The sequence below is a fragment of the Mesorhizobium sp. LEGMi-168a genome (assembly GCF_058312955.1).
Window position 1 is genome coordinate 261,986 of sequence record NZ_JBZEGV010000002.1, and the last position, 23,663, is coordinate 285,648.

18 protein-coding genes and 1 tRNA gene are annotated in these 23,663 nt (G+C 64.4%); 11 read left to right on the forward strand and 8 right to left on the reverse strand.

Annotation, left to right across the window (positions count from 1 at the left end; all coding sequences use genetic code 11):
• Positions 1-622: 622 nt before the first annotated feature.
• Positions 623-820 (reverse strand): hypothetical protein, encoded by a 198-nt coding sequence (locus tag AC4FWB_RS04605; RefSeq protein WP_491024602.1) that lies wholly within the window; start codon positions 818-820, stop codon positions 623-625.
• Between the two features lie 223 nt (positions 821-1,043).
• Positions 1,044-2,567 carry a helicase HerA-like C-terminal domain-containing protein gene (locus AC4FWB_RS04610; protein ID WP_491024604.1) on the reverse strand — a complete coding sequence of 508 codons (1,524 nt, stop codon included), beginning with the start codon at positions 2,565-2,567 and terminating at the stop codon, positions 1,044-1,046.
• 295 nt (positions 2,568-2,862) lie between these two features.
• Here AC4FWB_RS04610 and AC4FWB_RS04615 point away from each other — a divergent pair, with 295 nt between their 5' ends.
• Complete coding sequence (locus AC4FWB_RS04615) at positions 2,863-4,305, forward strand: methylmalonyl-CoA mutase subunit beta (RefSeq protein WP_491024605.1); 1,443 nt, start codon at positions 2,863-2,865, stop codon at positions 4,303-4,305.
• Positions 4,302-6,425: a methylmalonyl-CoA mutase gene (gene scpA, locus AC4FWB_RS04620; RefSeq protein ID WP_491024606.1), complete on the forward strand. Its 2,124-nt coding sequence runs from the start codon at positions 4,302-4,304 to the stop codon at positions 6,423-6,425. The genes AC4FWB_RS04615 and scpA overlap by 4 nt, the downstream gene beginning before the upstream one ends.
• A 651-nt stretch (positions 6,426-7,076) precedes the next feature.
• Here the strand turns inward: scpA and greA are convergent.
• Positions 7,077-7,559: a transcription elongation factor GreA gene (greA, locus tag AC4FWB_RS04625; RefSeq protein WP_491024608.1), complete on the reverse strand. Its 483-nt coding sequence runs from the start codon at positions 7,557-7,559 to the stop codon at positions 7,077-7,079.
• Between the two features lie 105 nt (positions 7,560-7,664).
• Here greA and AC4FWB_RS04630 point away from each other — a divergent pair, with 105 nt between their 5' ends.
• Positions 7,665-9,041, forward strand: a complete 1,377-nt coding sequence (locus tag AC4FWB_RS04630) for a TIGR03808 family TAT-translocated repetitive protein (RefSeq protein ID WP_491024609.1) — start codon at positions 7,665-7,667, stop codon at positions 9,039-9,041.
• Here AC4FWB_RS04630 and AC4FWB_RS04635 read toward each other — a convergent pair.
• A complete protein-coding gene (locus AC4FWB_RS04635) occupies positions 9,038-10,042 on the reverse strand; it encodes an asparaginase (RefSeq protein ID WP_491024610.1) in 1,005 nt (334 codons plus the stop codon). The genes AC4FWB_RS04630 and AC4FWB_RS04635 overlap by 4 nt on opposite strands.
• Before the next feature lie 51 nt (positions 10,043-10,093).
• Complete coding sequence (locus AC4FWB_RS04640; RefSeq protein ID WP_491024611.1) at positions 10,094-11,260, reverse strand: acetyl-CoA acetyltransferase; 1,167 nt, start codon at positions 11,258-11,260, stop codon at positions 10,094-10,096.
• A 188-nt stretch (positions 11,261-11,448) separates the two neighbouring features.
• Between AC4FWB_RS04640 and betI the strand changes: the two genes are divergently transcribed.
• The 5 genes from betI (at position 11,449) to betB (ending at position 17,827) form a co-directional block, all read left to right on the forward strand.
• Complete coding sequence (gene betI / locus AC4FWB_RS04645) at positions 11,449-12,039, forward strand: transcriptional regulator BetI (protein ID WP_491024612.1); 591 nt, start codon at positions 11,449-11,451, stop codon at positions 12,037-12,039.
• Positions 12,036-13,565 (forward strand): choline-sulfatase, encoded by a 1,530-nt coding sequence (gene betC, locus AC4FWB_RS04650; protein WP_491024613.1) that lies wholly within the window; start codon positions 12,036-12,038, stop codon positions 13,563-13,565. The genes betI and betC overlap by 4 nt, the downstream gene beginning before the upstream one ends.
• A complete protein-coding gene (locus tag AC4FWB_RS04655) occupies positions 13,562-14,566 on the forward strand; it encodes a threonine/serine dehydratase family protein (protein WP_491024614.1) in 1,005 nt (334 codons plus the stop codon). Before betC ends, AC4FWB_RS04655 begins: the two co-directional genes overlap by 4 nt.
• Positions 14,559-16,211 carry a choline dehydrogenase gene (gene betA, locus AC4FWB_RS04660; RefSeq protein ID WP_491024615.1) on the forward strand — a complete coding sequence of 551 codons (1,653 nt, stop codon included), beginning with the start codon at positions 14,559-14,561 and terminating at the stop codon, positions 16,209-16,211. Before AC4FWB_RS04655 ends, betA begins: the two co-directional genes overlap by 8 nt.
• 152 nt (positions 16,212-16,363) lie before the next feature.
• Positions 16,364-17,827, forward strand: a complete 1,464-nt coding sequence (gene betB, locus AC4FWB_RS04665) for a betaine-aldehyde dehydrogenase (RefSeq protein ID WP_491024616.1) — start codon at positions 16,364-16,366, stop codon at positions 17,825-17,827.
• A gap of 212 nt (positions 17,828-18,039) precedes the next feature.
• Here betB and AC4FWB_RS04670 read toward each other — a convergent pair whose 3' ends face one another.
• On the reverse strand, positions 18,040-20,277 hold the full coding sequence (locus AC4FWB_RS04670; protein WP_491024617.1) for an AGE family epimerase/isomerase: 2,238 nt from the start codon (positions 20,275-20,277) through the stop codon (positions 18,040-18,042).
• Positions 20,278-20,566: 289 nt separating this feature from the next.
• On the opposite strand from AC4FWB_RS04670, the gene AC4FWB_RS04675 reads away from it, so the two are divergent.
• Positions 20,567-20,643: transfer RNA gene (locus AC4FWB_RS04675), tRNA-Pro, on the forward strand.
• Between the two features lie 74 nt (positions 20,644-20,717).
• Positions 20,718-21,113: a hypothetical protein gene (locus AC4FWB_RS04680; protein ID WP_491024618.1), complete on the forward strand. Its 396-nt coding sequence runs from the start codon at positions 20,718-20,720 to the stop codon at positions 21,111-21,113.
• Here the strand turns inward: AC4FWB_RS04680 and AC4FWB_RS04685 are convergent.
• Positions 21,094-21,387 carry a type II toxin-antitoxin system ParD family antitoxin gene (locus tag AC4FWB_RS04685; protein WP_491024619.1) on the reverse strand — a complete coding sequence of 98 codons (294 nt, stop codon included), beginning with the start codon at positions 21,385-21,387 and terminating at the stop codon, positions 21,094-21,096. The genes AC4FWB_RS04680 and AC4FWB_RS04685 overlap by 20 nt on opposite strands.
• A gap of 222 nt (positions 21,388-21,609) precedes the next feature.
• Between AC4FWB_RS04685 and AC4FWB_RS04690 the strand changes: the two genes are divergently transcribed.
• Positions 21,610-21,951, forward strand: coding sequence for a hypothetical protein (locus AC4FWB_RS04690; RefSeq protein WP_491024620.1), 342 nt, complete (start codon positions 21,610-21,612; stop codon positions 21,949-21,951).
• Positions 21,952-22,042: 91 nt separating this feature from the next.
• On the opposite strand, the gene AC4FWB_RS04695 is transcribed toward AC4FWB_RS04690, so the two are convergent.
• The gene (locus AC4FWB_RS04695; protein ID WP_491024621.1) at positions 22,043-23,662 is read right to left on the reverse strand and encodes an ABC transporter ATP-binding protein; all 1,620 of its coding nucleotides are present in this window, start codon (positions 23,660-23,662) and stop codon (positions 22,043-22,045) included.
• Position 23,663: the final 1 nt, after the last annotated feature.

Genomic DNA, 23,663 nt, shown 5'->3' on the forward strand with positions numbered 1-23,663 from the left:
GAACCTCTGCGACCCGGGACCGCCACGGACGGAGTGTATGACGCTGCCCCGCGGGGTGGCTCTTCTCGGACCCGCATTTTCAGGAATTATGTCCAGGACATGCCGAGCCGTCCGATCCCGATGGGCGCCCCGGTAGTCGCCGCCGTCCCGAGCCCCGCCCGCATCTGCCATCGCGCCTTGCCCCAGTCGCCTGCCTGCCGATTCAGTCCCGCGTCCTGCGAGCAGGCAAACTGGGATCCAGATCGCAATCTTCCTTAGCCCGAAGCTTCCCTAAAGTCAGCGGGCCGCGCACGCTGCGCACAGAGAAACAACTGCATGTGAAGGAAAAATTATACGTGAGTTAAGGACAGAGAAATACCGCGATGAAGGAGGTCGGCACAATTCTTCGGTTCGGCCAGCGTGGCCTTCTCCATAGGGCGGTCGAGCCGAATCCTCGGCCACCTGGCGTCATGCTCTAAAGCGCGTCGCGATCTTTCAGATTCGCTCCATGCGCTTTAGGTTTTTGATTTTATGCATGTCTTTGTCCCGAAACCGGTTCCCACTTTCGGGAGACATGCTCCATGGCAATCGGACTTCCGGCAGGTCTTGGCCGCCGCGGGGCTATCTGGTTCGCGGCTGGCTGCTACTGATCAGCGCGACGTCTCTCGTGGAGATCCCATGCAAGTTCCACCAGAGCCAGAAGAACATCGTCCCGGTTCCATCCGGCCGCGACCGCTGCCTCGACGATTTCATTGACTAGAGGCAGCAGTCTGTACTGGCACTCAGCCGAGATGTCGGCGGCGCTACCCACGGGCGGCCCATCGAAGCCGAATTTCTCCATTTGGCTTCCCCTCCCGCTGTCAGCCAATAGATTGTATCGTTAAGTTTACTCCCGCTGAAATACAATAAAGCCAGAAATGCGGCGGAAGAACAGGTGGCTCGAATCGAACCACCGAGCGCTTCCGATCGACTCCGGCGTGGCGGACGTCTCGATCCCGCTCGCCCCGGTGAGACAGATCGCCAACGCGATCTTCTGAACGGGGTGGCGCGGGTGGCTTCCGCCCCTATCGCCCTCTGGCCAAGCTGCCCAAAATACCGCGCACGATGGCGCGGCCGACGGACGAGCCGACCGAGCGCACCACCGACTTGATCGCGGCTTCGGCCACCGTCTGGCGGTTGGAAGACCGCCGACCCGACGTTCCCAAGACATCGTCGAAGCCTGGAATGGTCCAGCGCGAGCCGCCGCTGCCCGCCTGTTGCGCCTGCGCTTCGGCGTCCTGCGCTTCCTTGGCCTTCTTCTGCAGCATCTCGAATGCCGACTCGCGATCGACCGCCTGGTCGTACTGGCCGGCGACGGGGCTCTCGGCGATGATCTTGCGGCGCTCGTCCGGGGTGATCGGGCCGAGCCGCGAGGATGGCGGCCGGATCAAGGTGCGCTGGACCATGGCCGGCACGCCCTTGTCCTCCAGCATCGAGACCAGAGCCTCGCCGGTGGCGAGCTGGGTGATGGCGGTTGCGCAATCGAAATCGGGATTGGGCCGGAAAGTTTCGGCCGCGGTCCGCACCGCCTGCTGCTCGCGCGGCGTATAGGCGCGCAGCGCGTGCTGGACGCGGTTGCCAAGCTGGGCCAGCACCTTCTCCGGAATGTCGAGCGGGTTCTGGGTGACGAAATAGACGCCGACGCCCTTGGAGCGGATCAACCGCACCACCTGCTCGACGCGGTCGACCAGCACCTTCGGTGCGTCCTCGAACAGAAGATGCGCCTCGTCGAAGAAGAAGACCAGCTTCGGCCGCTCGAGATCGCCGACTTCCGGCAGTTCCTCGAACAGCTCCGACATCAGCCAGAGCAGGAAAGTGGCGTAAAGCCTGGGATTCATCATCAGCTTGTCGGCGGCCAAAACGCTGACCGCGCCGCGGCCGTCGCGGGTGGTGCGCATCAGATCGGCGATGCGCAGCGCCGGCTCGCCGAAGAAATTCGCGGCGCCCTGCTGCTCCAGCACCAAGAGCGTGCGCTGGATGGCGCCGACGGACGGTTTGGTGACATTGCCGTAGCGGGCGCTTAGCTCGTCGGCGCGCTCGGCGATGTTGGCAAGCAGCGCCTGCAGGTCCTTGAGATCAAGCAGCAGCAGGCCCTCCTCGTCGGCGATGCGGAAGGCGATGTTCATCACGCCTTCCTGCGCTTCCGTGAGGTTCATCAGTCGCGACATGAGCAGCGGCCCCATTTCCGAGATGGTGGCGCGGATCGGGTGGCCCTGCTCGCCGAACAGGTCCCAGAAGATGACCGGGAATTCCTGGAACTGGTAGGGATCGAGCTTCACCTCCCCGGCGCGCTTGACCAGGAAATCCTTGGCCTCGCCCATCATGGCGATGCCGGAAAGGTCGCCCTTGATGTCGGCGCAGAAAACCGGCACGCCGGCGTTGGAAAAGCCCTCGGCCAGGACCTGGAGGCTGACTGTCTTGCCGGTGCCGGTGGCGCCGGTGATCAGGCCGTGGCGATTGCCGTAGCGCAGCAGCAGTTCCTCCGCGCGCTGATAGGAATCGTCGGGCTTGCGGCTGGCGCCGATGAAGATGCTGGTGTCGTCAGCCATATGTCCGGTCTCCGCGATCTGTTGCGTCAAAAACGCGCCCGAGCCTCATGTCGAGGTATAGTAACGCTATCGACGAGCGACAATGCCCACTATCGAATTTGGGCCCACTATCGAATTTGGGCCCATTATCGAACTTGGGGCTGCCATCGAAATCGAGCTTTCGAAGCTTGCGGATTTTAAGCATGTTTGGCAATCGGTTGGCGGTCGCCAAGGCGACCGCGACGGATGCTGCATTGTGATATCCGGCCGGGGACCTTAGACTGGCGACCGATGCGGCTAAGAGACGAGGAGTGCGATGGGCGCCGGCGCCTTGACCAGGGATGTCGACCTTCCGAACCCGGATGCCAAGCGCTGGCTGGCGCTGGTGGAAAAGGCGCTTGCCGGCGGCTCCTTCGAGGAGAAGCTCGTTTCGCACACCGATGACGGCATCCGCATCGAGCCGCTCAGCGAACGCTCGGCTGGCGCCGAGCCGCTGGTGCGCACCAACCCGAAGTCGCCGTGGATCGTCAGCCAGCGCGTCGACGATCCCGACATCGGTCGCGCCAGCGCCCAGGCGCTGGAGGACATCGCGCAGGGCGCGACCGGCCTGTCGCTGGTCTTCGAGGGCGCGCCGAACGCCTTCGGCTACGGCCTGCCCAGAACGGCCGAGGCGCTGGAAACGGTGCTCGACGGCGTGCCGCTCAACCGCGTGCAGGTGCGCATCGACGCCCATCCCTGGAGCCGCGCGGTGGCCGACTGGCTGCTCGCCTTCCTGACCCGGCGCCGCTCCGATCCGACGAAGCTCAATCTCTCCTTCGGCATCGATCCGGCGGCGATCTTCGCCGGCACCGGCCGGCTGCGCACCTCGATCGAGGCGCTGCAGGAATCGATGCCACAGTCACTGGCGCATTTCTTCTCGATGGGCGTGCCGGGCGCGCTGCTCGAAGCCGACGGCCGCGTGTTCCACAATGCCGGCGCCACCGAAGCGCAGGAGCTCGGCACGATGATGGCGTCCGCCGTCTCCTATCTCAGGATGTTCGAGAAGGCGCGTCAGCCGCTGATCTATGCCGCGCCCTATATCGGCTTCGCGCTCAGCGTCGACCAGGACCAGTTCCTGTCGATCGCCAAGGTGCGGGCATTGCGCAAACTCTGGGCGCGGATCCAGGAAGCCTGCTCGATCCCGGCCTCGACGGCAAACGTCCACGCCGAGACTTCCTATCGCATGATGACGATCGCGGACCCGGAAACCAACATCCTGCGCACCGCGATCGCCGCCTTCGCCGCGGCCGCCGGCGGCGCCGATTCGGTCTCGATCCTGCCGCACACCATCGCGCATGGATTGCCCGCCGGTTTCGCGCGCCGCGTTGCCCGCAATGCGCAGCTGATCATGGCGCATGAAAGCCATCTCCACCATGTCGCCGATCCGGCCAGCGGCTCCGGCGCGGTCGAGGCGCTGACCGACGATCTTTGCGCCGCGGCCTGGGAAGAGTTCCAGCGCATCGAGGCCGAGGGCGGCGTCCTCAACAGCCTGCAGCAGGGCTACATCCAGAACCGGGTGCAGACCGCCGCCGCGAAACGCAATGCGGCCTACAGGGCAGGCGGACGCGGCATCATCGGCACGACCCTTTACCGCACCACCAGCGAACGCCCGGTCGAGACATTGAAGGCCGAGCGCCGGCCGGCGCTGACGGAAGGCGTTGCCGTGTGCGAACCGCTTTTTCCGGTGCGCATCGACCAGCCGATCGGAGCCGGATCATGATCCCGGATTTCAGTCAGATCGGCTGGTCGGCGCCGCGCCGCGCGCCGGTCGAGCTCAAGGGCCAGCGGATGACGCCGGAAGGCATCGCGGTCAGGCATCTCTATACGCAGGGCGACCTCAAGGGCCTTGCCGATCTCGACACCTATCCCGGCCTGCCGCCCTTCGTGCGCGGCCCTTACCCGACCATGTATGTCCAGCAGCCCTGGACGATCCGGCAATATGCCGGCTTCTCGACGGCCGAGGAATCCAACGCTTTCTACCGGCGCAACCTCGCCGCCGGCCAGAAGGGCCTTTCGGTCGCCTTCGACCTCGCCACCCATCGCGGCTATGACAGCGACCATCCGCGCGTCGCCGGCGATGTCGGCATGGCGGGGGTGGCGATCGATTCCATCCTCGACATGCGCCAGCTCTTCGACGGCATCCCGCTCAACGAAATGACGGTGTCGATGACCATGAACGGCGCCGTGCTGCCGATCATGGCTTTATACATCGTGGCTGCCGAGGAACAGGGCGTTGCCGAGAAGGATCTTGCCGGAACCATTCAGAACGACATTCTGAAGGAGTTCATGGTCCGCAACACCTACATCTATCCGCCGAAGCCATCGATGCGGATCGTGTCGGACATTTTTGCCTACACCTCGCGGCACATGCCGAAGTTCAACTCGATCTCGATCTCCGGCTATCATATGCAGGAAGCCGGGGCGACGGCCGACCTCGAGCTCGCCTACACGATCGCCGACGGCATCGAATATGCGCGCGCCGGCGTTGCCGCCGGCCTCGACATCGATCGCTTTGCGCCGCGCCTCTCCTTCTTCTGGGCGATCGGCATGAACTTCTTCATGGAGGTCGCCAAGCTCAGAGCCGCGCGGCTTTTGTGGTCGAGCCTGATGAAGAAGAATTTTGCGCCGAAGGACGAGCGCTCGCTGTCGCTGCGCACCCATTGCCAGACGTCCGGCTGGTCGCTGACGGCGCAGGACCCCTACAACAACATCACCCGCACGATGATCGAGGCGATGGCGGCGACGCAGGGGCATACACAGTCGCTGCACACCAATTCCTTCGACGAGGCGATGGCGCTGCCGACCGACCATTCGGCGCGCATTGCCCGCAACACGCAGCTCATCCTGCAGAAGGAATCCGGCACCACCCGCATGATCGATCCGTGGGGCGGCTCGGCCTATGTCGAGCGCCTGACGCACGATCTGGCGGCCCGCGCGCTCGCCCATATCGAGGAGGTCGAGAACCTCGGCGGCATGGCGGCCGCAATCGAGAAAGGCATTCCGAAGCTGCGCATCGAGGAAGCGGCCGCGCGTACCCAGGCGCGCATCGATTCCGGCGAGCAGGTGCTGGTCGGCGTCAATGCGCATCGCCCGGAAGCCGATATCGAGGTCGATGTGCTGAAGATCGACAATGCCGAGGTCAAGGCCAGGCAGTTGGCGAAGCTGCAGCGGCTGAAGGGCACGCGCGACGTTGCGGCACTCGAGGATGCGCTCGCCGCCCTCTCGGGCGCTGCCGAGAGCGGCGAGAACCTGCTCGAATTCGCGATCCGCGCCGCGCGTGCCAATGCGACCGTCGGCGAGATCTCGCTGGCGCTGGAGAAGGTTTTCGGGCGGCATGCGGCCACGGTGCAGACGATCTCCGGTGTCTATCGCGATGCGCTCGGCGACAACCCGGCGGTCGACCGGCTCAAGGAAAAGATCGAAGCGTTCGAGAAGAAGTCCGGCGCCAAGCCGCGCATCCTGGTCGCCAAGATGGGACAGGACGGCCACGATCGCGGCCAGAAGGTGATCGCCAGCGCCTTTGCCGACCTCGGCTTCGATGTCACCGTCGGTCCGATGTTCCAGACGCCGGACGAGATCGCCAAGCTGGCGGTCCAGCACGACGTCGACATCATTGGCGCCTCCTCGCTCGCCGCCGGGCATCTGACGCTGATCCCCGAACTCAAGGAAGCGCTGAGGAAGCTCGGCCATGGCGACATGCTGATCGTCGCCGGCGGCGTCATCCCGCCGCAGGACTATGATGCGGTGCTGAAAGCGGGAGCGGCGGAGATATTCCCGCCGGGCACGGTCATCCCGCAGGCGGCGGACCGGCTGATGGATCGGCTGCTAGCCGAAGCGTGAAGGCTTGCTGAATCGATCGAAAGGTTGTTCTATAACGATAGACACAACCACGGCGCGATGATGGTGAAGACGGTCATCCACAGGCTTGAGGACGGATCAGGAACCGTATTCTTGCCACGCGAAATGCTTGAGAGCCTTGACCTTCAAGTCGGCGACCAGCTTCAGGTGATCTAAACCGACGACGGCATCATTCTAAGGCCAGTCTGCGACGACAACCACGAACGGCAAATGAACGCCGCACACGATGTCATGGACAAATACGAAGCTGCACTGCGCAAGCTGGCAAAGTAGGCCGGCAGTGGTCGACGGGCACGATTTTCACGGCGCGTTTCGGTGAAAATCAGTGCAACCGCTGGGGATTGGCTAAAGCCTCCCAACCTCGTCATCCCTGGGCGGAGCAGCCGCGAAGCGGCGTCGCGGAGACCCTGGGATCCATTCCGTGACCCTGATTGAAGAGTGCAGCGGAGCAGAATTCTGCACCGCAGCAGCGCTCATACGTCACGGAATGGATCCTTGGGTCTACGCGGTACGCTTCGCTTCCCGCTCCGCCCAAGAATGACGATCGCGATGGGCGTTTCGGCCAATCGCCAAGGCATGCGACCCTGCCAACGCAAGCGTAGCTGACCGGGTCAAAATCTCTGCGCTCGAGAACTAATTCTCGGCCTTGTCCGAGAGCTTGGTGATTTCCCATTCCTTGCCGTTGACCTTGACGACCTCGCCGACCTTCTTGCCGAAGAGAGCTACGGCCATCGGCGAGACATGGGAAATGCTGCCCTTCGACGGGTTGGCCTCGTCCTCGCCGACGATGCGCCAATGCACCTTCTTGCCGTCATCGCCTTCCAGCGTGACCCCCATGCCGAAGCGGACAACGTCGCTGCCCGGCTCCGGCGAGGAAAGCTCGGCACTCTCGCGCCGCGCGGTCCAGTAGCGAAGGTCGCGCGACACGACCGCGAGGCGTTCGCGATCGCCCTTCCTCTCGGCCTTGGCCATCAGGTCGCGCAGCTCGGCGAGATTTTCCTCGATCATCGCCAGGCCCCGCTCCGTCACCAGATTGCGGTGCGAACTGATCGGCCGTTCGCCGACGCCGGCGATGGCGTTTTCGCTGTCTTCTTCGCGCGTGAAAGCTCTGCTCATTCAATGACCTTAGGCCCGGCGCGACAACTGCACAAGCGATTTGCCTGCGAGCCTCCCTGGCACGAATCCTGCGACGGGCCGGGCAAAGCGCCAGGACCTGTGCCGATGTTGAACAGACGAACGCTGCTTACGCAGACCGCCGGCTTTGCCGTCGCCGGGCTCCTTGCCGGCAAGGCATCGGCGAAAATGCTGCCCGGCATCGAGAAGGCCGCGATGCGCGGCTCGATCAACGCCATCGAGATCGGCGTGCAGCCCGGCGCATTGGACGACCAGAGCAAGACCTTCGCCAAGATGCTCAGCGAGGCCAGCGACCGCGACGCGCCGGTGTTCCTGCCGCCCGGCACCTACCTCGTTTCCAACCTGAAGCTGCCCCCACGCGTGCGCCTGTCGGGCGTGCCCGGAGCAACCCGCATCGTCTATGGCGGCAACGGCCATCTGATGATGGCGGAGCAGGCCGAACATATCGAGCTCAACGGACTGGTACTCGATGGCAGCAACCGCTGGCTGGCCGACTATACGCAGGGGCTGCTCGATCTTCGCCGCGTCGCTCATCTCACCATCGACAATTGCCAGGTGACGGGCAGCGGCAAGAACGGGCTGGCGCTGGAACATGTCGCCGGCCGCGTCGGCCGCTCCGACATTTCCGGTGCCGCGGACGCCGGCGTCTATTCGGTCGAGGCCGGCGGGCTGGAAATCTCGGGCAACACGGTGTCCGACTGCGCCAATGGCGGCATTCTCGTGCATCGCTGGCAGGCAGCGGAGGACGGCACCATCGTCAGCGGCAACCGCGTGCAACGCATCGGCGCGAGGAGCGGCGGCACCGGCCAGAACGGCAACGGCATCAACGCCTTCCGCGCCGGCAATGTCATCATCTCCGGCAACGTCGTCTCGGACTGCGCCTTCTCGGCGATCCGCGCCAACAGCTCCAGCAACCTGCAGATCACCGGCAACACCTGCTCACGCTCGGGCGAGACGGGGATCTATTCGGAGTTCTTCTTCGAAGGCGCGATCCTCAGCAACAATCTGGTCGACGGCGCCGCCAACGGCATTTCGATCGTCAACTTCAACGAAGGCGGCCGCATGGCCGTGTGCTCGAACAACATCGTGCGCAACCTTTCGACGGTCGGCCCCTACACCGCCGATCCGCCCGGCTTCGGCGTCGGCATCAGCGCGGAGGCCGACACCACGGTTTCGGGCAATGTGGTCGAGAATGCGCCGCTCTACGGCATACAGCTCGGCTGGGGACCCTATCTGCGCAACGTCGTGGCGACGGGAAACATCATCCGCAAGGCAGGCACCGGCATCGTCGTCTCGGTCGTCGAGGGTTCCGGCACCGCCGTCATCTCGGACAATGTCATCGACGGCGCGCAGAACGGCGCCATCATCGGCCAGCGCTGGGCCGATCCGGCGACCGGCGACCTGGCCAAATCAAGTGACAGCGGCTACGCGCATCTGACCGTCGAGCGGAACAGAGTCAGCTAGCTCAGCGCCACCGTCGGCCGCAGCGAGCCGACCTTGGCGCCGATGCGGCTTTCGATTGACGGATGGGCCAGTTCCGTTAGCTTCGCCGCGAGCGCTTCGTCGCCGAGCAGCAGTTTCGCCAGCACAGCGGCGATCATCACCTCGGAGGCGCGGCCGGCGCCGTCATCGCATTTCAATGCAATGCCGAGGCCGAGCTCGGGCAACGCCGCGCAATAGACGCCCTCGGCGCCGGTCTTGACGAAGATGCGGCCGGGCGCGGCCTGCATCAGCGCGAGGTCGGCCTTGCCGGTGCCGGCCACCAGGAACGGCTCGGCCATGCAGGCCGACAGCAGCCGCTTCGCCGCCTTGGCGCGTTCCGGCGAAAAGCCCCTGCCCGTCGCCATGCGGGCAAAGCCTTGAGCAAAACTCTTCAGCGGCACGGCGTAAGTCGGGATCGAGCAGCCGTCGATGGCACTATTGTCGGCGTCGTGTCGGGCACCCGTCACGGATTGCATGGCGTCGCGGACCATTTCCTGTTGCGCGTGACCCGCCTTGACGTAGCCAGCATGCGCGATGCCGGCATGCACACAGGTGCAGAGGAAGCCGGCATGCTTGCCGGAGCAGTTGTTGTGCAGCGCATTCGGCGCGCCGCCCGTGCGTGCCAGCGCGATCGTCGCTCCGTGGTTCGAGGGCCAATGCGCGCCGCATTCCAGCGCAGTCCTGTCCAGGCCGGCCTTGGCGAGCATGGCTTGCGCCAGTTCGACATGCTCCGGCTCGCCGGAATGCGAGGCGCAGGCCAGCGCCAATTCGCGGTCACCGAAGCCATAGGCATCGGCCGCACCGCTCTCGACCAGCGGCAGCGCCTGGATCGCCTTCACGGCCGAGCGCGGGAATACAGGGCGTTCCGTTTCACCGATCTCTAAAACGGCTTTGCCGCCGGCATCGAAGACAGCGACCGCGCCGCGATGGGCGCTTTCGACCACCGCGCCACGCAGAACCTCGACCAGAACCGGATTTGCCATGTTGTCTCCCGCACGCGCGCCCAAGAGGGCGTGCTTTAATGCGGGCCGCTTCTACCTGATCCGGTCGAGGATGGAAACGTAGTTGGCGACGGCCGCACCGCCCATGTTGAAGATGCCGCCGAGTTTTGCGCCTGGCACCTGGATGCCGCCGGCCTCGCCGGTCAACTGCATGGCGGTGAGCACATGCATCGACACGCCGGTGGCGCCGATCGGATGACCCTTGGCCTTCAGGCCGCCGGATGGATTGACCGGTAGGCGGCCGTCCTTGGCCGTCGTGCCGTCGAGCGCAAGCTTGGCGCCCTCGCCGGGCTTGGCGAGGCCCATCGCCTCATATTCGATCAGCTCGGCGATGGTGAAGCAGTCATGCGTCTCGACGAAGGAGAGATCATCGAGGGTGACGCCGGCCTTCTTCAACGCCTGCTCCCAGGCACGCTCGCAGCCTTCGAAGGCAAGGATGTCGCGCTTCGACATCGGCAGGAAATCCTGGACATGCTCGTTGGCGCGGAAGGTGACCGCGCGGCGCATCTTCAGCGCCGTCGCGGTGTCGGTGAGCACAAGCGCCGCCGCGCCGTCCGAGACCAGCGAGCAGTCGGTGCGCTTCAGCGGACCGGCGACGAACGGGTTCTTCTCGCTCTCCTGGCGGCAGAATTCGAAGCCGAAATCCTTGCGCATTTGCGCGTAAGGATTGTCGACGCCGTTTTTGTGGTTCTTGGCCGCGATCATGGCGAGCGCATCGGACTGGTCGCCATAGCGCTGGAAATAAGCCTGCGCGATCTTGCCGAAGACGCCGGCGAAGCCTGCCGGCGTATCGCCGTCCTCCGGCAGATAAGAAGCCTTGAGCAGGTTCTTGCCGATCTCCGGGCCGGGCGTGGTGGTCATCTGCTCGGCGCCGACCACCAGCACGATGCGGGCGGCGTTGGCGTCGATGGCGCGGATGCCTTGTCTGACGGCGGCGGAACCGGTCGCGCAGGCATTCTCGACGCGCGTCGCCGGTTTGAAGCGCAGCCGGTCGTCGGCCTGCAGGACAAGGCTCGCGGTGAAATCCTGCGGCGAGAAGCCGGCGTTGAAATGGCCGAGCACGATTTCATCGACGTCGTCCGGACCGATGCCGGCATGGTCGAGCGCCTCGGCGGCGACCTTGGTGATCAGGCCCTCCAGCGTCTCGCCTTCGAGCTTGCCGAAACGCGAATGCGCCCAGCCGACTATGCATGCGGTCATGACAGCCTCCATTTGCCGCGCAGCCTAGCACGTCCTGCCGCGGCATGAGATTCAATATTGTTCAATAGTGAACCGTTTTCCAGTCCGAGGGATGGGCCAGAATCACACGATCGGTTGATCTGCGGGGTAGGATTTTTGTTGATTGATCCGTCAATAAAAAATAATCTCACCTCAAACCGGATCCCCAAATGCCGAAAATCGGAATGGAACCGCTGCGCCGCAGGGCGCTCATCGACGCGACGATCTCGGCGATCGGCGAGCGCGGCTCTCTCGACGTGACCATGTCAGAGATCGCCGGGCGCGCCGGCGTGTCGTCGGCGCTGGCGCACCACTATTTCGGCGCCAAGGACGAATTGCTGTTCGCGACGATGCGGCACATCCTTGCCGAGCTCAACGCCGACACGCGGCGCGCGCTGCGCCTCGCCGCCACGCCGCGCCAGCGCGTTTCGGCCGTTGTCGCGGTCAGTTTCTCCGACGACCAGTTCCAGCCCGAAATCATCGCCGCCTGGCTCGCCTTCTATGTCGAGGCGCAGAAATCGACCGAGCTGCGGCGGCTGCTGCGCGTCTATGCGCGGCGGCTCAATTCCAACCTGATGAGCGGGCTGACCGGCATCCTGCCCAGGGCCGAGGCTGACCGTGTGGCGGAGGCGACAGCGGCGCTGATCGACGGGCTCTACATCCGGCGGGCGCTGAAGGACGGCGTGCCGCATGCGCAGACGGCAATCGTGCTCATCGAGGATTATCTCGAAACCAAGCTCAACGGACGGAGCCTGCCTTGACGACCCGACGACCCAATTTCCTGATCGTCATGGTCGATCAGCTCAACGGCACGTTCTTCCCGGACGGCCCGGCGGATTTCCTGCACGTGCCGCATCTCAAGGCGCTTGCGGCTCGCTCGGCGCGCTTTGCCAACAACTACACCGCCTCGCCGCTCTGCGCGCCCGGCCGCGCCTCGTTCATGAGCGGCCAATTGCCGTCGCGCACCGGGGTCTATGACAACGCGGCCGAATTCGCCTCCTCGATCCCGACCTTCGCGCATCATTTGCGCGCCGCCGGCTATTACACCTGCCTGTCCGGCAAGATGCATTTCGTCGGGCCGGACCAGTTGCATGGTTTCGAGGAGCGGCTGACCACCGACATCTATCCCGCCGATTTCGGCTGGACGCCGGACTACCGCAAGCCCGGCGAGCGCATCGACTGGTGGTACCACAATCTGGGATCGGTCACCGGCGCAGGCGTCGCCGAGACCACCAACCAGATGGAGTATGACGACGAGGTCGTGTTCCTGGCTTCGCAAAAGCTCTACCAGCTGTCGCGCGAACAGGACGATCCCAGCCGCCGGCCATGGTGCCTTACCGTATCGCTATCCCACCCGCACGACCCCTATGTCGCGCGCAAGCAGTATTGGGATCTCTACGAGAACTGCCAGGCGCTCGATCCCGAGACAGGGTTCATCCCGCATGACGAGCAGGACACCCATTCGCAGCGCCTTTATCGCGCCAGCGACTATCAGTCCTTCGAGATCACGCCCGAGCAGGTGCGGCACTCGCGACGCGGCTATTTCGCCAATATTTCCTATGTCGACGACAAGCTCGGCGAGCTTCTGGACGTTCTCAAGCGCACCCGCATGCTCGACGACACCACCATCCTGTTCTGCTCGGATCACGGCGACATGCTGGGCGAGCGCGGCCTGTGGTTCAAGATGAGCTTCTTCGAGGGCTCCGCGCGCGTGCCCCTGATGATCGCGGGCGAAGGCGTGCCGGCCGGCCTGATCGCGGCGCCGGTCTCCAATCTCGACGTGACGCCGACGCTCTGCGACCTCGCCGGCATCGACATCGCGGCGATCGCGCCATGGACCGACGGCCAGTCGCTGCTGCCGCTGCTCACCGGCGAGGCGCGCACCGCGCCTGTCTTGATCGAGTATGCGGCCGAAGGTTCCTACGCGCCGCTGGTCGCCATCCGCGACGGCAAATACAAGTTCGTCCATTGCGAGCTCGACGCGCCGCAACTGTTCGATCTCGAAGCCGATCCGCTCGAGCGCGACAACCTCGCCGACGATCCGGCGAATGCTGCCCTGGTCGCCGCGTTCATGGACAAGGTCCGGGCGCGCTGGGACATGGCCGGCTTCGACGCCGCGGTCCGCGAAAGCCAGGCGCGCCGCTGGGTCGTCTATCCCGCGCTGCGTAACGGCTCCTACTACCCTTGGGACTTCCAGCCGCTGCAGAAGGCCTCGGAGCGCTACATGCGCAATCACATGAACCTCGACAACCTCGAAGAAAGCAAAAGGTATCCGCGAGGCGAATGATGGCAGACGTTCTCGTTCCCACACTCGACCATCTGAAGCAGGCCTATGCCGTGACCTCGACGGCGACGCAGGCGACACCGCTGCTGGAGTTGACGGCACTTGCCAGGGAAACCGGCGCCGCGCGCGTTTTCGTCAAGCCGGAATCGCTGCAATGGGCTGGCTCCTTCAAGGTGCGCGGCGCCTATTGGCGGCTGAAGCGGCTGTCGCCCGATGAGGCGAAGACAGGCGTCGTCGCCTATTCGTCCGGCAATTTCGCGCAGGGGCTCGCGGCCGCGGGCCAGGCGCTCGGCATTCCCGTCACCATCGTCATGCCGATCGACGCACCGGCCGCCAAGCGCGATGCCACCGCCGGCTATGGCGCGCGCGTCGTGCTGACCGACCATGGCGATCGCGCCCGCGAGGAAGTGGCTGCCGCCAAGGCGCGCGAGATCGCCGAGACCGAGCACCTCAGCCTGCTCCATCCCTTCGACGATCCCGAGATCGTCGCAGGCCAGGCCGGCGCTGGGTTGGAGGCGCTCGACCAACTGGCGGCGAAGAAGGCTCACGCCGATCTCGTCTTCTGCTCGGTGGGCGGCGGCGGGCTGATCGGCGGCGTCTCGCTCGCCTTCCACTACCTGTCGCCCAAGACCGAGATCATCGCCGTCGAGCCTGAAGGTTTTAACGGCATGGGCTCGTCACTGGCGCATGGCGCGATCGAAACCATGCCGATCGGGCCGAAGTCGATCTGCGACGGGTTGATGGCGCGCAAGCCCGGCGATGCGCCCTTCGCGGCTGTCAGCACGGCAGGCGTTCGCGGCATCACCGTCGACGACGCCGCGGTGCGGCGGGCGATGAAGATCGCCTTCGAGCGGATGAAGCTGGTGCTGGAGCCTTCGGGCGCGGCGTCGCTGGCGGCACTGCTGGGGGGCAAAATCGATGTGGCGGGCAAGACCGTCCTTGTTGTGGCTACCGGCGGCAATGTCTCGCTCGCCGATTTTATGGCGCATATGAACAATGCTTGAAGCGGATTTCGTCATCATCGGCTCCGGCTCCGCCGGCTCGGCCATGGCCTACCGGCTTTCGGAAGACGGCAAGCACTCGGTGATCGTCATCGAGTTCGGCGGCACCGACATCGGACCGCTGATCCAGATGCCGTCGGCGCTATCGATCCCGCTCAACATGAGCCTCTATGACTGGGGTTTTGCCAGCGAGCCGGAACCGCATCTCGGCGGCCGGGTGCTCGCCACGCCGCGCGGCAAGGTGATCGGCGGCTCGTCCTCGATCAACGGCATGGTCTATGTGCGCGGCCATGCGCGCGACTTCGACCATTGGGCCGAACAGGGCGCTGCCGGCTGGGGTTTTGCAGACGTGCTTCCCTATTTCAAGCGCATGGAGGATTCCCACGGCGGCGAGGACGGCTGGCGGGGCAAAAGCGGCCCGCTGCATGTGCAGCGCGGCACGCGCAAGAACCCGCTCTACGGCGCCTTCATGGAGGCCGGCCGCCAAGCCGGCTTCGAGCTCACCGACGACTATAACGGATCGAAGCAGGAAGGCTTCGGCCCCATGGAGCAGACCATTTTGGGCGGCCGCCGCTGGTCGGCTGCGAACGCCTATCTGAAGCCGGCGCTCAGGCGAAAGAATGTGAGTCTGGTCAAGGGCTTCGCCCGACGTGTGGTGATCGAGAATCAACGCGCGATCGGTGTCGAGATCGAAGCTGACAAACAGATTCAGGTCGTTAAGGCGCGACGTGAGGTGATCGTTGCGGCATCGTCGATCAATTCGCCGAAGATCCTGATGTTGTCCGGCATCGGCCCGGGCGCGCACCTGCAGGAAAACGGCATCAAGGTCGCCGCTGACCGGCCGGGCGTCGGTGGCAATTTGCAGGACCATCTGGAGCTCTACATCCAGCAGGAAGCGACCAAGCCGATCACGCTGAATTCGGTGCTCAACCCCTTCTCCAAGGCGATGATCGGCGCGCAGTGGCTGTTCTTCAAGACCGGCCTTGGCGCGACCAACCATTTCGAGGCGGCCGCCTTCGTGCGCTCGCAGGCCGGCGTCGACTATCCCGATATCCAGTATCACTTCATCCCGGCTGCGGTGCGTTACGACGGCAAGAAGGCGGCGAAGTCGCATGGCTTCCAGGCGCATGTCGGGCCGATGCGCTCCAAGTCGCGAGGCTCGGTGAGCCTGCGCTCGCCCGACCCGAAGGCCAAGCCGGTGATCCGCTTCAACTACATGTCGCATCCGGATGACTGGAGCGAGTTCCGCCACTGCATCCGGCTGACGCGCGAGATCTTTGGCCAGCAGGCGTTCGACGGTTTCCGCGGCAAGGAGATTTCGCCGGGCAGCCATGTGCAATCCGACGACGAGCTCGACGCCTTCATCCGCGAGCATGCCGAGAGCGCCTACCACCCTTGCGGCACCTGCAGGATGGGCCGCGCCGACGACCTCACCAGCGTCGTCGATCCGGAATGCCGGGTCATCGGCATCGAGGGCCTGCGCGTCGCCGACTCCTCTATCTTCCCGCGCGTGACCAACGGCAATCTCAACGCGCCGTCGATCATGACCGGCGAGAAGGCGTCCGACCACATTCTTGGCCGCACGCCGCTTGCGCCGTCCAACCAGGAACCCTGGATCAATCCGCGCTGGCAGGTGGCCGACAGATAGGCCATCATCCGGTGGACGCCCTCCCCGCCCAGCGGCCAGGGCGGCTCAGCTTTCGGCAGACCAGCCGATCCGCCCTAAGTACTTTTTTGCGCAATTCCGGACGGAAAACCGCTACGCACTTTTCCCGGAATTGCTTCAGAACGGAGAAGACCATGCGCGCCCAGCCCACGGCATCGCATTATGTCAACGGCCGCTACATCGAGGACGAAGGCGGCGCGTCCCTGCCGGTGATCTATCCGGCGACCGGCGAGACCATCGCGACACTGCATTCGGCCACGCCGAATGTGCTGGAACTGGCGATCGAGGCGGCGCGCGCGGCGCAGCCGGCCTGGGCGCGGCTGAAGCCTGTTGAGCGCGGCCGCATCCTGCGCCGTGCCGCCGACATTCTGCGCGCCCGCAATGCCGACCTCGCCCGTATCGAGACGCTCGACACCGGCAAGGCGATCCAGGAGACGCTCGTGGCGGACGCGCCATCGGCCGCGGATTGCCTCGAATATTTCGCCGGCGCGGTCGGCGCCTTCAACGGCGAGATGATCGATCTCGGCGGCCCCTTTGCCTATACGCGGCGCGAACCGCTTGGTGTTTGCGTCGGCATCGGCGCCTGGAACTATCCAATCCAGATCGCCGGCTGGAAGTCGGCGCCGGCTTTAGCCATGGGCAACGCCATGGTGTTCAAGCCGTCGGAGAACACGCCGCTTTCGGCGCTGGCGCTGGCCGAGATCTACAGCGAGGCGGGCCTGCCCGATGGGCTGTTCAATGTCGTGCAAGGTTATGGCGATGTCGGCGCCGGCCTCGTCGGCCACGATGTCGTGGCAAAGGTTTCAGTCACCGGCTCGGTGCCGACCGGCCGCAAGGTGCTGTCGCTCGCAGGCTCGAAGATGAAGCACGCGACAATGGAGCTCGGCGGCAAGTCGCCGCTGATCGTCTTCGACGACGCCAATCTCGAAAACGCCATCGGCGGCGCCATGCTCGGCAATTTCTACTCGACCGGCCAGATCTGCTCCAACGGCACGCGCGTCTTCGTGCAGAAGGGCCTGCATGACCGCTTCGTCGAGCGGCTGGTCGAGCGGACGAAGAAAATCCGCATCGGCGATCCGCTCGATCCGGAAACGCAGATGGGCCCGCTGGTCAACAAGGCGCAGCAGGACAAGGTCATCTCCTACATCGCGGCCGGCAAACAGGAAGGTGCTGTGCTCGCCTGCGGAGGCAATTTGCCGTCGCTGCAAGGTTTCGAGGGCGGCTTCTTCATCGAGCCGACGGTGTTCACCGGTGTCACCGACGGTATGCGCATCGCGCGCGAGGAAATCTTCGGGCCGGTGATGAGCGTCTTGAAATTCGACAGCGAGGACGAGGTGATCGAGCGCGCCAACGACACCGAATTCGGCCTGGCGGCGGGCGTGTTCACGCGCGACCTGCCGCGTGCCCACCGGGTGATCGCCGAATTGCAGGCCGGCACCTGCTGGATCAACGCCTACAATCTGACGCCGGTGGAAATGCCCTTCGGTGGCGTCAAGCAGTCCGGCATCGGCCGCGAGAATTCGCTTGCCGCGCTGGCGCACTATTCGCAGCTGAAGGCGGTTTATGTCGAGACGGGGGACGTGACGGCGCCTTATTGATTTCTGAGGACCACGACGAAGCGTCGGCGGGACAGCGCCCCCCTCTGTCCTGCCGGACATCTCCCCCACTTGGGGGGAGATCAGATGCCGCGATCGCTTTCGCCAATCGCCGACGTTGCAGAACTGACGTGTTCGGCGAAGCTGCCAATCTCCCCCACGTGGGGGAGATGTCCGGCAGGAATGAGACGTGTGCGGTCTCTCCTGCTTCTCCTTCACCCCTCCCCCGCCGTCCCGTCCAGATACTGCGTCAGCGCATAGACCAGATGGTAGAAGATGCTGGCGGGCACGTCGGTCGCCAGTGAGCGGCCGCGCTCGTCGATGCGGTCGATCCAGAGGCCGAGTGGCGCCGGGTCGATATGCCAGCGGAACAGCCGGCCGACGCGCGCTTCGATCTCGGGCTTGAGATCCGGCCCGCCCGAACCGTCGAGCGCGATCGCCGCCTTGACCGCTTCCGCCTGCGGCCAGCTGCGCGAGACCGTGTCGAGCGGCAGGCCCTGGCGCGAGACGGCGCCGTAGGAAAGGCCGGTGGCGCGATTGAGACCGTTGGCGACGGCCGAGGCATAGAGCTTGCGGGCGAAGGCGGGGAGGTCGGTCTGGCCGCTTCGATCGGCGAAATCGATAAGCAGCGAGGCCCACTCGAAATGGTGGCCGGGTTCGGTCCAGGCGCCATTGTCGCCCGCCACAGGCTTCCAGCCGTCGTCGAAATATTCGCCCAGCGTCCAGCTGTCGGCATCGAAGAAATGGCTGCGGAACAGATCGATGATGCGCGCGGCGCGGCGCAGATAGGCGCGCTCGCCGGTGGCCTGATGCCAGGCGAGGAAAGCCTCGAGCAGATGCATGTGGGGATTGGAGCGGCGCTCGCCCGCGCCGTCCGACGTCTCGAGGAAGCCGGTCATGCGGCTGTCCTCGAGATGGGCGTCGAGGAACGCAAAGGTCTCCTCCCCTAGCCGCAAAGCATCGGGATGGCCGGACATATGGGCGTGCGCCAGCGCCAGCAGCACGCAGGAATGATCGTAGGCGTCCTCCACAGGATCGGCGACGGAGCCATCGACATTGAGCGCGCGCACCCAGCCGCCTCTGGCGGTGCGGCCCCGGCCCGCCATGAAGTCGATGCCATGCGCGATCAGCCGGTCGGCCGGGCCGGTCCAGCCACGTTCCTTGGCGACCGCGAAGGCATAGACCTGGCGGGCCTGCGTGCGCATGCGCTTGGGCTTCATCAGCGGTGAGGCGTCGAAGCCCAGCGCCTCGTGAAAGCCGCCATGGCGCTCGTCGACGCCTGATGTCGACCATAGCGGCAGCGTCTCGTCGAAAAGCCAATGATGCACCCGCCGCCGCCAGGCGCCGCTCTCGATAACCCGGTCGTGCGCCGGCGTGAACCTGGTCTCCAGGCGGCCGGATTTCTCCAGCTGCTCGACGATCTTCTTGACGTGCTGGCTGTGGCTGACCGGGGCGACGAAAGTGGCGTCGGCGGTGGAGACGATCGCCACATCCTTCATGCCGATCGCCGAAAGCAGACGGCCGTCGCCGCGAATGTAGGAGTTCTCGCAATCGATGGCGACGACATCGCCGAGGATGACGTTGCCTTGCCTGTCGGACGGGCCGACATCGAGCAGCGACTGCCAGGAGCCGAGATCGTTCCAGCGGAAGCTTGCCGGTACCATGGCAATGTCGTTCGCGCGCTCCATGATGGCGTAGTCGATCGAGATGGACGGGATCGCCGAATAAAGCTCCAGCGGCATATAGAGGCCGGAAAGGTCGCTGATCGCCGCGTGATAGGCGGCCTCCGTCGCTTGCCAGATCTTCGGCTCGAAGGCGGCGAAGGCATCTCGCATGGCGCCGGCGCGAAATAGGAAGATGCCGGTGTTCCAGTAGAAACTGCCGGCGTCGAGATAGGTCTGCGCGGTGGCGGGATCGGGCTTCTCGACAAAGCGCGAGACGTCGAACACATCGTCCCGCTCGGCCGCGACCTCGATATAGCCATAGCCGGTCTCGGGCTGCGTCGGCTTGATGCCGAACACCACCAGCCGGCCAGCGAGAGCCGCATCGGCACCTGCTTCGATGCTCTGCCAAAACTGGCGCGCGGTGGAGATCTCATGGTCGGACGGCACCACGAGCACCAGCTCGTCGCCAAATTCGGAGAGCGTGCGCAGGCTGGCCAGCGCCACGGCCGCGGCCGTATTGCGGCCGATCGGCTCGAACAGCGGTCCGCCACCGCCGAGGTCAAGGCCCGCCAAGTCGGCATGGACACGCTCGGCATGGCGTTCCGACGCGATGAGAAAGATCGGCGTCTCGCCTTCCGGCCTGGATGCCAGCCGGCGCAAGGTCTTGGCCAGCATCGAGCCGTCGCCGGAAAAATCGTGGAACTGCTTGGGATTGTCCTCGCGCGACAGCGGCCAGAGCCGCGAGCCGACGCCGCCGCTCATGACGAAACTGACGATGCGCTGGCTCATTGCGGTCTCGCTGGGGAGTTGATCGATATACCTAGCATACCTGCTTTTCGGTGGTGTTTATCCGATTCGAAAAGCGCGAAGACAAGGACACGGAGTGCAGCCGTTGGGCCAAATGCCGAGCACGGGTTGGACCGAGCCGACCGTGCAAAGCTTTGGACCTCTGGTGTCGGGCTGCGAAATTCGAAACTTTCTAACAGCGTTTTGCGAAAGCCGACGAAATGCGACACAAGTGCAGCCATTGCCGCTTGCAGGATCGGAAAGTGGCGGCTATAAGCCCGCGGTCTGGTCACGGAGTGTAGCGCAGTCTGGTAGCGCACATCGTTCGGGACGATGGGGTCGCAGGTTCAAATCCTGCCACTCCGACCAGAAAAACAATGGGTTAGCTTCCCGAAGCTCACATCCCCTTCAAATGCCGCTTATGTTGGAACGTGAGAGCAAGAGTGCCGTCAATCGTCGCCATAGTTGGTCGGAAGATGGCGTTCAAGTTCCATCGCGTCGTGAAGAACACGGCCAACGCCGATGAGGTTTGGGCCTATCCGGTAGAGAAGCAGGTGGCGCGGACGCTGAACAATGCCGCGCTCGGTTCGTGCACGCTCGCGACTGTACCGCAGATGGTAGCTTCGAACCTGGCTGCCAATTTCGGCGCGGGCAATGCTGCCCAGTCGCTCCGGATCAACCGCGATATCGCGCAAGGCAGTGGCCAACAGCCGTTCGTATCGCAGACGTGCGATCTCTCCGAAATTCGCTTCCGTGTAAGCGAGCAGTTGAACGATGTCTGTTTCAGCGGCCCCGGACAGCCGATAGAGGGCCATGCGCTTATTGACCGGCTTTCTTGACTAGCTTGCTGGCTTGCCGACCCAGACCGCTAATGAATTCATCCAGACTGTCGTCGTCGACATCCCTAAATCGGCCTTCCTCGATATCCCGGAACCCGATGCTTGCCGCTTCCTTGAGTGCAGCGAGCTTTGCCTCTTCTCGTGCCTCGCGCTGCTCAACCAGACGCAAGCCATCACGCAGCACCTCGCTGGCGTTCTGATAGCGCCCGGTCTTCACCAGGTGATCGATCACCTCTTCGTGGTGTTGCGTCAGAACGACATTGCGAGTTGGCATTGTGATGTCCGCGTTGCTTTTTGCGCCATCATATAGGGAAAATGGCATATTATGCCAATGATGATTTGCAGTGTGGCGTAGCGCACATCGTTCGGGACGATGGGTTCGCAGGTTCCATCCTCTATAAGGTCGACAACACGCCCTCAATTTGGCCTAATGGTCGCCCCTGCTCCAGTTCGAGGGGATTGCAGAGGCATTGAAGCGGCGACACCGAGTAAGAGTATGAAATTCACCCCGACGGTCCTCTTGCCGTTCACCTTGACCGCTATGCTCCTCGCCGCCGCCAGTTGCTCGTCGACCGTCTCATCGATCAGCCCGGCGAACTACGACAGGATGACTTGCGCCGAGCTCAACAGCGCGCTCGGCGACACCGCGACCGATATTTCACGGACCGCCATCAGCCGCGGCAAGGTCGCCAACACCAGCGTGCCGAGTTGGCTGCTGGGCGGCGAGCGCGTGAAGACGGTGGTGGCCAATCGCGACACGGCGAAGATCGAAAGGCTGCAGCAACAGCAGCAGGCGATTGTCGCGACGAGGAACAGCCGCTGCCCGCCCTCGCAGTGAGCAGCGCGTCGCCGGCGGCGGGTAAGTCTTAGACTATTTGTTTTGCGCAATTCCGGACGGAAAACCGTTACACACTTTTCCTGGAATTGCTTCAAGCGCTCACCCGGAACCTGGTCGAATCGATCGCCGCGTTCATCAGCGTCTGCGTGTAGGCTTCGCGCGGATTGCCGAAGATCTCCTCGGTCGGGCCTTCCTCGACGATCTTTCCCTGCTTCATGACAATGATGTAGTCGGCCATCGCGCGCACCACCGCGAGGTCGTGGCTGATGAAAAGGTAGGATAGCTGGTAGTCGGCCTGCAGCTTGCGCAAAAGCTCGACGATCTGCTTCTGCACGGAGCGGTCGAGGGCAGAGGTCGGCTCGTCGAGCACCACCACTTTCGGCTTCAGGATCATGGCGCGGGCAATGGCGATGCGCTGGCGCTGCCCGCCGGAAAATTCATGGGGATAGCGGTTACGCGCATTGGGGTCGAGGCCGACCTCGCGCAGCGCCTCGACGGCGCGCTGGTCGCGCTGCTTGCCGGTCAGCGACGGCTCGTGCACCAAAAGTCCTTCGGTGATGACCTGGCCGACCGTCATGCGCGGCGACAGCGAGCCGAACGGATCCTGGAAGACGAGCTGCAATTCGCGCCTGAGCGGTCGCATCGCATGGCGATCCGCTTCCGAGATGTCGCGGTCGCCGAAGCGGATCACACCGTCGCTGGGCAAGAGCCTCAGCAGCGCGCGGCCGAGCGTCGACTTGCCGGAGCCCGACTCGCCGACGATGCCGATGGTCTGGTTGCGCTTCAGCCGGATCGAGATCTTGTCGACGGCGCGCAGCATCAGCGGCTCGCCGCCAAGGAAGCCGCCGCCGATCCTGAAGACCACTTCGACATTCCTGCCTTCGAGCAGCACCGGCGAACTGGCGGGCGGCGCCCCCTTGGTGCCGGTCGGCTCGGCTGCAAGCAGCATCTTGGTATAGGCGTGCTGTGGATTGGCGAAGAGCGCCTCCGCATCGCCCTCCTCCACCACCTCGCCCTGGCGCATGACATAGACGCGGTCGGCGAAGCGCCTGACGATGCCGAGATCATGGGTGATGAAGACGATGGCCATGCCAAGCTTGCGCTGCAGTTCGGCGAGTAGCATCAGGATCTGCGCCTGGATGGTGACGTCGAGCGCCGTCGTCGGCTCGTCGGCGATCAGGATATCGGGATCGTTGGCCAAAGCCATGGCGATCATGACGCGCTGGCGCTGGCCGCCCGACATTTCGTGCGGATAGGATTTCATCCGCCGCTCGGGATCTGGGATGTGCACCAGCTTCAGCAGCTTCAGCGCCTCCTCGCGCGCCGCCTGGGCGTTCAGGCCGCGATGCCGGCGGATCGGCTCGATCAGCTGGTTGCCGATGGTGTAGAGCGGATCGAGCGAGGTCATCGGCTCCTGAAAGATCATGCTGATCTTGCGGCCGCGAACCTTGTTGAGCTCGCTCTTGGTCATCTCCAAAAGATTGCGGCCGCGATAGTCGACCTGGCCGGTGGCCTCGCCATTGGAGGAGAGCAGGCTCATCGCCGCCATCATCGTCTGGCTCTTGCCGGAACCGGATTCGCCGACGACGGCGACCGTTTCGCCGGCATTGACCTTGATGTTGATGCCTTTGACCGCCTCGACCGTGCCGTCGAGGGTCTGGAAGCGGACGCGCAGGTCCTTGACGCTGAGGATCGTTTCGGAAGCGGTCATT